This is a genomic window from Oceanivirga salmonicida (assembly GCF_001517915.1).
Lineage (GTDB): Bacteria > Fusobacteriota > Fusobacteriia > Fusobacteriales > Leptotrichiaceae > Oceanivirga > Oceanivirga salmonicida.
Genome location: NZ_LOQI01000064.1, coordinates 1 through 8,961, shown reverse-complemented (window position 1 = coordinate 8,961; position 8,961 = coordinate 1). Strand labels below are relative to the sequence as shown.

11 protein-coding genes are annotated in these 8,961 nt (G+C 25.8%); 9 read left to right on the top strand and 2 right to left on the bottom strand.

From position 1 onward, the window contains the following. Positions 1-165 precede the first annotated feature (165 nt). The 5 genes from AWT72_RS07165 to AWT72_RS07145 all read left to right on the top strand — a co-directional run bounded on the left by AWT72_RS07165 (position 166) and on the right by AWT72_RS07145 (position 3,959). Positions 166-705, top strand: coding sequence for a hypothetical protein (locus AWT72_RS07165; RefSeq protein ID WP_067142986.1), 540 nt, complete (start codon positions 166-168; stop codon positions 703-705). Between the two features lie 155 nt (positions 706-860). Further along, positions 861-1,415 (top strand): hypothetical protein, encoded by a 555-nt coding sequence (locus AWT72_RS07160; protein ID WP_067142983.1) that lies wholly within the window; start codon positions 861-863, stop codon positions 1,413-1,415. 172 nt (positions 1,416-1,587) lie between these two features. After that, positions 1,588-2,274 (top strand): 2,3-diphosphoglycerate-dependent phosphoglycerate mutase, encoded by a 687-nt coding sequence (gene gpmA, locus AWT72_RS07155; protein WP_067142980.1) that lies wholly within the window; start codon positions 1,588-1,590, stop codon positions 2,272-2,274. 141 nt (positions 2,275-2,415) lie between these two features. Continuing rightward, positions 2,416-3,645 carry a DUF1576 domain-containing protein gene (locus tag AWT72_RS07150; RefSeq protein WP_067142976.1) on the top strand — a complete coding sequence of 410 codons (1,230 nt, stop codon included), beginning with the start codon at positions 2,416-2,418 and terminating at the stop codon, positions 3,643-3,645. Next, positions 3,621-3,959 carry a hypothetical protein gene (locus tag AWT72_RS07145; RefSeq protein ID WP_067142973.1) on the top strand — a complete coding sequence of 113 codons (339 nt, stop codon included), beginning with the start codon at positions 3,621-3,623 and terminating at the stop codon, positions 3,957-3,959. Before AWT72_RS07150 ends, AWT72_RS07145 begins: the two co-directional genes overlap by 25 nt. A 35-nt stretch (positions 3,960-3,994) precedes the next feature. On the opposite strand, the gene nrdG is transcribed toward AWT72_RS07145, so the two are convergent. Continuing rightward, complete coding sequence (gene nrdG, locus AWT72_RS07140; protein ID WP_067142970.1) at positions 3,995-4,558, bottom strand: anaerobic ribonucleoside-triphosphate reductase activating protein; 564 nt, start codon at positions 4,556-4,558, stop codon at positions 3,995-3,997. Beyond that, positions 4,555-6,681 carry an anaerobic ribonucleoside-triphosphate reductase gene (nrdD, locus tag AWT72_RS07135; RefSeq protein WP_067142967.1) on the bottom strand — a complete coding sequence of 709 codons (2,127 nt, stop codon included), beginning with the start codon at positions 6,679-6,681 and terminating at the stop codon, positions 4,555-4,557. The genes nrdG and nrdD overlap by 4 nt, the downstream gene beginning before the upstream one ends. A gap of 241 nt (positions 6,682-6,922) precedes the next feature. Here nrdD and AWT72_RS07130 point away from each other — a divergent pair, with 241 nt between their 5' ends. The 4 genes from AWT72_RS07130 to AWT72_RS09715 form a co-directional block, all read left to right on the top strand. After that, the gene (locus AWT72_RS07130) at positions 6,923-7,762 is read left to right on the top strand and encodes a prohibitin family protein (protein ID WP_067142964.1); all 840 of its coding nucleotides are present in this window, start codon (positions 6,923-6,925) and stop codon (positions 7,760-7,762) included. Positions 7,763-7,771: 9 nt separating this feature from the next. Beyond that, complete coding sequence (locus AWT72_RS07125) at positions 7,772-8,032, top strand: hypothetical protein (RefSeq protein WP_067142961.1); 261 nt, start codon at positions 7,772-7,774, stop codon at positions 8,030-8,032. Positions 8,033-8,088: 56 nt separating this feature from the next. Then, positions 8,089-8,670 carry a carboxymuconolactone decarboxylase family protein gene (locus AWT72_RS07120; protein ID WP_067142959.1) on the top strand — a complete coding sequence of 194 codons (582 nt, stop codon included), beginning with the start codon at positions 8,089-8,091 and terminating at the stop codon, positions 8,668-8,670. A 15-nt stretch (positions 8,671-8,685) separates the two neighbouring features. Then, positions 8,686-8,961, top strand: a 276-nt coding sequence (locus AWT72_RS09715) for a hypothetical protein (protein WP_197407629.1), incomplete at its 3' end; no start/stop codon positions are given.

The window sequence follows — 8,961 nt, the reverse complement described above, 5'->3', positions numbered from 1 at the left end:
TTTAAATAGTCTATGCTATATGTAAAAATAAAAAATACACAGTAACTACATTATTATTATACAACGACAAATCAAATTAATAAATTAAATATATAAATAAATATATATAAAATTATGAAAGGAGAAGTATGTATAGTCGTTTGACTATATCATACAAGGGAAAAAATGAAAAAATTTTTATTGACAGTTGCCATGATAACATCAGCTTTATCAATGGCTAAGGGAACAGTTACAATTGGTGGTGGAGCAGGGGTATATGTACCATTTACTAGAAATATAGTTCCTAAATATATACCAACTATTAATCTAAATTCTAATTATGTTTTACCTGTTTATGAAAAGGAAAAATTATCAGTATTAGTTGGAGGTGGAGCAGATATAAAGGTAACAGTTCCTACAACTAGATTAAATAGAGTCATTATTGCTACTGATATATTACCATATGGTACAGTACAATTAGGGTATAAAGTTGCACCTGAAACTAAATTAAGATTTGGAGGAAAAATAGGAATTGGAACTGAAATAGGTTATGACGCTTTTGTACCAGGAGGATTTGCATTTTTACCAATGGTTCCAGCAGGATTAGTATTTGGAGTAAACTGGAAACATTTATCAGTTGATTTAGAAGCAGGCGCAACAATTGCTGGATTTAAACCTGTTGGTGGAATGGTTGTTACAGGACTTAGTATAGGGTATTCATTTTAAAAATAATAAAAAGTTTAAATTTTAATGCTTAGACCTTAATTTTTTTGATTATAGTTATTCAAGTTATTTTTTGTAACATTTTTAATTGACTTTTTAAAAAAAATTAGTATAATACTATTAGTCAAATATATTTGAAAAAAATAGGGGGTAAAAAAATGAAAAAAATATTATTAACAATTGCCATGATAGCATCAGCATTTTCAATGGCTAAAGGAGTTACAACAGTATCTGGTGGTGCAGGAGTGTTTGGAGATAAAGAATATACTAATGGTTATGCTGTAATAGATGCAAGACATCTTGTTCCTATTCATAAAATAAATGACAAATTATCAGTATTAGCTGGTGGAGGAGGGGATTTTAAATTTATATTCCCTAAAAAAGTATCATTAAATGGAGGAACAGCTACAACTTTTTTTATGTTTTTAGAACCATATGGAACTGCTCAATTAAAATACATGGTTAATCCAGATCTTAATTTAAGAGTTGGAGCTAAAACAGGACTTGATATGATTCTTGCTGGTACACATTTAAAAGCACCAGGGGTAACTAGTTTTACATTGACAACACATTGGGGTATACCAATGCATGCAGTTTTAGGATTAGATTATAAAAATGTTTCATTTGATTTAGAAGCAGGGGGTTCAATATTCCTTCAAAAAGAATTTGGTGGAGCATATAATGTTGGACTTAATATAGGTTATTCATTCTAAAAATAAATTAAAAATAATAAAAGGTTTAAGTTTTAATGCTTAGACCTTAATTTTTTATATAATTATAGTCATTCAAGTTAATTTTTTAACATAACAATTGAAAAAAAACTCATATTATAGTATAATTAATACAGATTTGAGATATTTAAGATATTTGGAAGGAGAAAAAATTATGAAATTAGTATTAGTTCGTCATGGAGAAAGTCAATGGAATTTAGAAAACAGATTTACTGGTTGGACAGATGTTGACTTAACAGAAAAAGGAATAGCAGAAGCAAAACAAGGAGGGAAAACTATCTTAGAAGAAGGTATCTTATTTGATGTTGCATATACTTCATTCCAAAAAAGAGCAATAAAAACTTTGAATTTTATATTAGAAGAAGCTAATCAATTATATTTACCAGTTTATAAAACATGGAGATTAAATGAAAGACATTATGGAGCACTTCAAGGATTAAATAAGGCAGAAACTGCTAAAAAATATGGTGAAGAACAAGTTCATCAATGGAGAAGAAGTTTTGATATAGCACCTCCAAAATTAGAAGATGGTGATGAAAGATTACCACAAAATGATAGAAGATATCAAGAAGTAGATGAAAAAGATTTACCAAAAGGAGAAAGTTTAAAAGATACTATAGCTCGTGTTTTACCTTATTGGAACGAATCAATATCAAAAGATATTAAAGCTGGTAAAAATGTAATAATAGCAGCACATGGAAATAGTTTAAGAGCATTAATTAAATATTTATTAAATATAGATGATGTTAAAATATTAGATTTAAATTTACCAACAGGTAAACCATTAGTATTTGAAATTGATAAAGATTTAAATATATTAGAAGCACCTGAATTATTTTAGGTAAAAATGAAACAATTAGGAATAAATTTTCTTTTTGTTTCTTTTTTTGTGGTATAATATTATAGAAGTAGAAAAAAATGTTAAATATAATGATTATTGTAATGGTAGCGAGTTTAGGAATATTAAAAATAAAGGAGTTAAATGAGAAAATTATATAAAGAGTATATTATTATTTTAATTTTACCCGTTTTTATGATTATTTATGCATTATTGACAGATAGTATTTTAAATATAAGTAAAGGGTTAATGGTAATATTAAAAACTAACAATATTTTAGTTACAGATTATTTCCAAATTGCAGGAGTATCTGCTGCATTTATAAATGCTGCAGTAATAACTATTATAAATATAGCCATACTTTTTAAATTAAGATTAAAACTTAATGGATTATTAATATCTGCTATATTTTTAATGTTATCTTTTGGGTTGATGGGAAAGACGATGATAAATATACTTCCGTTTTATGTCGGAGGGTATTTACATGCTTTATTTAATAAGCAGAATTTAAAAAATGTAATATATCCATCAATGATGTCAACTGCATTAGCTCCTGTTGTTAGTGCTATTCCTTATTGGGGAGTATTGATAGCAATATTGGTTGCATTTATATTTCCATTTATAGTAAAGCATGTAGTTCATTTTCATAATGGGTATATATTATATAATTCGGGATTAGGTGTAGGAGTAATATCTATATTAATATATTCTATATTAAAAAATTTCGGTATAGAATTTGATACTAATAAAGTGTTTTATCAAAAATTTGATAAAAGTATTTTTATATTATTTTTACTATATTTCTTAATGTTGATAATAATAGGGTATATTAAATGTAAAGATAATTTTAAAATAAATTTATATATGTTATATAAACATACAGGTAGATTAGTTACGGATTTTGTGCAAAAAGAAGGATTTTATATTTCCATATTTAATATGGGATTACTAGGTATATTTGGATTAATACTAATTTTAATACATGGAAAACTAAATGCACCAGTTATTGCAGGTTTATTAACATTGGTAGGATTTGGTGGAATAGGTAAGCATCTTAAAAATATATTTCCCGTAATAATAGGAGTAATAATATCAAGTTATGTATTAAATGCAGAAGTACCAACAACAATATTTGTATTAAGTTTGTTCTTATCAACATCATTAGCACCTATTGCTGGTAAATTTGGTATAATTTATGGTATAGGTGTAGGTATTTTATATTATCCTATGGCTATTAGCATAGGCTTAATACATGGAGGAATTAATTTATATAGTTCTGCTTTAGCAGCAGGAATGACTGTTTCAGTATATTTACCATTAATAACTGGAATAGAGGGAGGACTTAAAAAATGGAAGAATACAAGAGAAAAATAAGTAAAATGGGAGATGAACTAATAAAGTTCCTTTTAAATAGAGGCTCTAAAAAAGTTAGTTTAGAATTAGAAGATTTAGAAAATGAATTTATTATAACCGCTAAAAGTAAAGTAGTTATAAATGAAGAAGAATTAAATGAATTAATTTTAAATTATAAGGCACATAAAGATATGGAATATGATTATTTTTGGGAATTAGTTGGGGATAATTCTGATGAAGATGAGTTAGAGCTATTATTTATGTTGGCAGATAATGTTAGAATATATTATGATGATAAAGAAGGATTAAGTTTTATAGTTGAGATAAAAAAATAAAAGGGCTAAGTTAGTAAATTTCTTATTTACGATACTTAGCCTTTATCTTTAATGCTTTTTATGTATTTATTTTCTTCTTCTTTTGATAATGCCCATATAATTTTATTATTTTCTTCTGTTTTTCTTAAATCAATGACTCTTTGATTAGCAGAACCTCTAAATTGTAGTTTTAAATCAAGTAATTCTAGTACAAATTTACCATCAACTAATACATCTACATTTTCTAATAATTTTTTAGTATAGGGGAGTTTTTTATACATAAAACTAGTAATATATTCGTAAGTATAACCTGAATAACACCATATAGTTTTATCTGGGAGTTCTTGTCTAACTTTTTTAACTAGTTTATATACACATTCTTGATTTTGAGGATCAAGAGGCTCTCCTCCTAATAGTGTTAAGCCTCTTATGTATTCTCTTTTTAATAGTTTTATTATATATTCTATTGTTTCATCAGTAAATTCTTGACCACATTTAAAATCCCAAATTGCTTCATTAAAACAACCTTTACATGCATGTACACAACCACTAACAAATAGTGATGTTCTAATACCTGGTCCATTTGCTACATCAAATTCTTTTATAAGTGCGTAATTCATAGATGTAATACTCTTTTTGAGATCTCTTTCGTTTTACCTGCATTCCAGAAGTTTTCTCCTAAATAACCGCAAGTTCTTCTAGTTACATTCATTTTACCGTGATCTCTATTTTTACATTGAGGGCATTCCCAATCTCCATCAGAGTTTATTATTATTTCTTCATCAAATCCACAAACATAGCAATAATCTGATTTAGTATTAAATTCTGCATATTGTATGTGATCATACATAAATTTAACTACTTCTTCTATTGCTTCCAAATTTTTACTTAAATTAGGTATTTCTACATAAGATATAGCACCACCATTAGATAATGATTGGAATTGAGATTCAAAAGCAAATTTACTCATTGCATCTATATTTTCTCTTACATCAACATGATAAGAATTAGTATAGTAACCTTTATCAGTTATATCTTTTATATTTCCAAATCTTTCTTTATCAATTTTTGCAAATCTATAACATAGACTTTCAGCAGGTGTTCCATATAGACCAAATCCTATACCAGTTTCTTTTTTCCATTTTTCACAAGTATCATATAATTTTCTCATAACTTTTAATGCGAAATCTTTACCAATTTCTGTTGTATGAGAAACTCCTTTAACAAGTTTAGTTGCTTCATAAAGACCTATATAACCTAAAGATATAGTTGAGTAACCATCTTTTAGGTATTTATCAATCTTTTCACCCTTTTTAAGCCTTGCAATGGCACCGTATTGCCAATGAATAGGACTTATGTCTGATGTAGTACCTAATAGTCTATTATGACGAGCCATAAGGGCTTCAAATGCTAAATCTAATCTTTTATCTAATAGTTTCATATATTCTTCTTCACTAGGACCTGATAATATTGCTATTTGTGGTAAATTAAGACTTACAACACCTTGATTAAATCTTCCTTCGAACTTATAATTTCCATTTTCATCTACCCAAGGAGATAAAAAGCTTCTGCATCCCATAGGGCTAAATACATTACCCTTGTAATTTTCTCTCATTTTTTTAGCACTTATATAATCAGGGTACATTCTCTTAGATGAACATTTAACTGCTAATTTAGTTAAATAATCATATTTTCCACCTTTTAATGAATTAAATTCATCTAAAACATACACTAATTTAGGGAATGCTGGTGTTATATATACACCTTTTTCATTTTTTATACCTTCATATCTTTGTTTTAAAATTTCTTCAATTATTAATGCAGATTCATCAATATATGGGTCATCTTCAACTAAATGTAAGAATAAAGTTACAAATGGAGATTGACCATTAGTAGTCATTAAAGTATTTATTTGATATTGTATAGTTTGGACACCAGATTTTAATTCATCTTTTATTCTAGAATCAACTATTTCATTTATTAGTTCTTCTGATAAAGTATCTTTGAATTGTTTTTTAGTAGCTTTATAATATTTATCACGACTTTTTCTTAAATATTTTCCTAAATGTCTTATTTCTACTGATTGTCCACCATATTGACTAGATGCAACAGCTGCTATAATTTGTGTTAATATTGTACAAGCAACTTGAAAACTTTTTGGACTTTCAATTAATTTTGCATTCATTACAGTCCCATTTTCTAACATATCCTCTATATTTATTAGGCAGCAATTGAAAATTGGTTGTAAGAAATAATCCATATCATGAAAATGTAATTCTCCATTATCGTGGGCATTTCTTAGTTTTTCAGATAATAATATTCTTCTACTTAAATCTTTTGAAACTTCACCAGCAATTAAATCTCTTTGTGTCGAAGCAATACTTGCATTTTTATTTGAATTTTCTTCGCTGACTTCTTTATTTGAATTATTTATAAGGCTTAAAATTGAATCATCGGTAGTATTGGCTTTTCTTACTAATGCTCTTGTGTATCTATAAATTATATATTTTTTTGCTAAATCATATTTGTTATCTTCCATTAATTTAAATTCAATAAAATCTTGAATTTCTTCAACTTCTAATTTTTCTTTATTTGTACTTTCTATTTCATCTAAAATTTCGTCAATTTTAGTTTTACTAACTCTTTCATTTTGTGTAACATTATCATTGGCCTTATTTATGGCATTTATTATTTTCTCTCTATCATATGGAACTTCTCTTCCATCACGCTTTACAACTATCATTTAAACTACCTCCAAATTAACCATATATTGTATTTAATGTAAAATTTAAACACAATATATTCTTATTTTTAGTATATCATAAATTAAAAATAAAAAAAACAAAAATATGAAAATAATTTGTAATTTTTTTTTAATTTTTTATAAAAGTACTATAATTATTCTATAAATATACTTAACCTATTTATAAAAAAAATAAAAAGTGGTATAATTATAGAAATAAAATCCAGAAAGGAAGAAAAAAATGAATAAAGAATTTAAAGCATCTGATATAACTAAAATATTTGGAGTAATTATTTCTGCAATAGTATTAGCATTAGTATTTTTAAATGTATACACTGTTGATACAGGGGAAGTTGCAATAATATCTAATTTTGGGAAAGTAGTAAAGATAGAAGAAGCAGGACTTCATTTTAAAATACCATTTGTGCAAAGTAAATATATAATGGAAACAAGAGAAAGAACATATTACTTTTTAAAAAATAGTGAAAATAATTATGGAGATTTATCAATGAATGTTTCTACAAAAGATATTCAAACTATAAATATAGAATTTACAGTACAGGCAAGTATAAATAATCCAGAATTGTTATATAAATCATTTAAGGGTAGACATGAAAGTAGATTTATTCAACCTAGGGTTAAAGAAGTTGTACAAGCAACAATTAGTAAATATACTATAGAAGAATTTATATCAAAAAGAATTGAAATTTCTCAAATTATATTTACTGAATTAAAAAAAGATTTTGAAAAATATGGAATATTAGTAAGTAATATATCAATAGTAAATCATGATTTTTCTGATGAATATGAAAATGCCATTGAACTTAAAAAGGTAGCGGAACAAGCAGTTGAAAGAGCAAGAGCAGAACAAGAAAAATTATCAGTAGAAGTTGAAAATAAAATTAAATTAGCAGAATTTAACTTAAAAGAAAAAGAATTACAAGCTAAGGCTAACTTAGTTGAATCAAAATCATTAACACCACAATTATTACAAAAAATGATGATAGAAAAATGGGATGGAGCATTACCAAAGGTCCAAGGAAATTCAGGGAATATACTGTCGCCAGAATTTTTGAAGTAGGAATAAAAAATGGATGATGAAAAAGTTGAAAGAATACTATTTTTCGTATTGACTGGAATTAGTTTAATAATACTTACAATAATTTATGTAGCATTAATGTTTATTATTGCAATAGGCGGGGGAAATCCTAAAGTATTTATTGCTGTTTATCCAATTATAGTATTGTTTTATTTTAATATAGCATTTATTAATTATAATAAAAGAAAAAAATTAGCATTTACACTTGTAATTTTACCAATTATACTTTTGACATTTAGGAAAACAAGGTAATTATTTTTAATTTTTTTATCAAATTATTTATATAGTATTTTATTTAGGAGTTTTTAATGAAAAAATTATTTACATTTTATGAAATATATGACATTTGTTTGAAATTTTTTAGGGGAATTATTAGATTTATAAAATCTAAAAAAAATGGTATTATGAACGAAAAATTACAAGAAAGAATTATGCTTGCAGTTACTGGTGTAAATAAATGTAGTATGTGTTCTTATGCTCATACAAAAACAGCCTTTGAAGCTGGTCTTAGTGATAATGAAATAAAGGCATATCTTGATACAGATTTTACTAATGTACCTACAAATGAAGCAAAAGCTATACTTTTTGCACAACATTATGCTGATACAAGAGGAAAAGTAAGTAAAAGTTCTTGGGATGAATTAGTAAAAGAATATGGGATAGAAAAAGCTGAGGCAATACTTTCAGCTATTAGAGCAATTATGCTAGGAAACGCTACTGGTATACCAGCAGGTTCATTTATTAATCGTATTAAAGGTAAAAAAAGTGATAATAGAAGCAGTTTAGTTTATGAATTAACAGTTTTTATTCTACTTATACCAATTTTATTATTTAGTTTATTACATGCTATCATACTTAATTTGTTTGGAGTTTCTATTTTGAAATTTTAAAGAAAGCGAGTAAAAATGAAAGAAAAAAGTGAATTATTTTATATATTGATTTTTCTTAATTTTATTTTAATTATATCTTATCCATTATTATTATTATGGCCTTTATTATTTTTTGTGGTCTTACCTAGTTCTAGTGATTTATTAGCATTATTAATTTTTATTTACCCACTAATAATTATATTTAATATATTGATTGCTTTTAAAGTTTATGATAAGAAAAAACAATTAGCACATATGCTTGTTTCTTGGCCAATATTGTTTTTATTTTTTATTATGACATGTTTTGCCATT

Bases quoted from the DNA above. Each gene is read 5' to 3' on its own strand.
- AWT72_RS07130 (WP_067142964.1), top strand. From the start codon at position 6,923: ATGAATAAAGAATTTAAAGCATCTGATATAACTAAAATATTTGGAGTA.
- AWT72_RS07145 (WP_067142973.1), top strand. From the start codon at position 3,621: ATGGAAGAATACAAGAGAAAAATAAGTAAAATGGGAGATGAACTAATA.
- AWT72_RS07160 (WP_067142983.1), top strand. From the start codon at position 861: ATGAAAAAAATATTATTAACAATTGCCATGATAGCATCAGCATTTTCA.
- AWT72_RS07150 (WP_067142976.1), top strand. From the start codon at position 2,416: ATGAGAAAATTATATAAAGAGTATATTATTATTTTAATTTTACCCGTT.
- gpmA (WP_067142980.1), top strand. From the start codon at position 1,588: ATGAAATTAGTATTAGTTCGTCATGGAGAAAGTCAATGGAATTTAGAA.
- AWT72_RS07120 (WP_067142959.1), top strand. From the start codon at position 8,089: ATGAAAAAATTATTTACATTTTATGAAATATATGACATTTGTTTGAAA.
- AWT72_RS07125 (WP_067142961.1), top strand. From the start codon at position 7,772: ATGGATGATGAAAAAGTTGAAAGAATACTATTTTTCGTATTGACTGGA.
- AWT72_RS07165 (WP_067142986.1), top strand. From the start codon at position 166: ATGAAAAAATTTTTATTGACAGTTGCCATGATAACATCAGCTTTATCA.
- nrdD (WP_067142967.1), bottom strand. From the start codon at position 6,681: ATGATAGTTGTAAAGCGTGATGGAAGAGAAGTTCCATATGATAGAGAG.
- nrdG (WP_067142970.1), bottom strand. From the start codon at position 4,558: ATGAATTACGCACTTATAAAAGAATTTGATGTAGCAAATGGACCAGGT.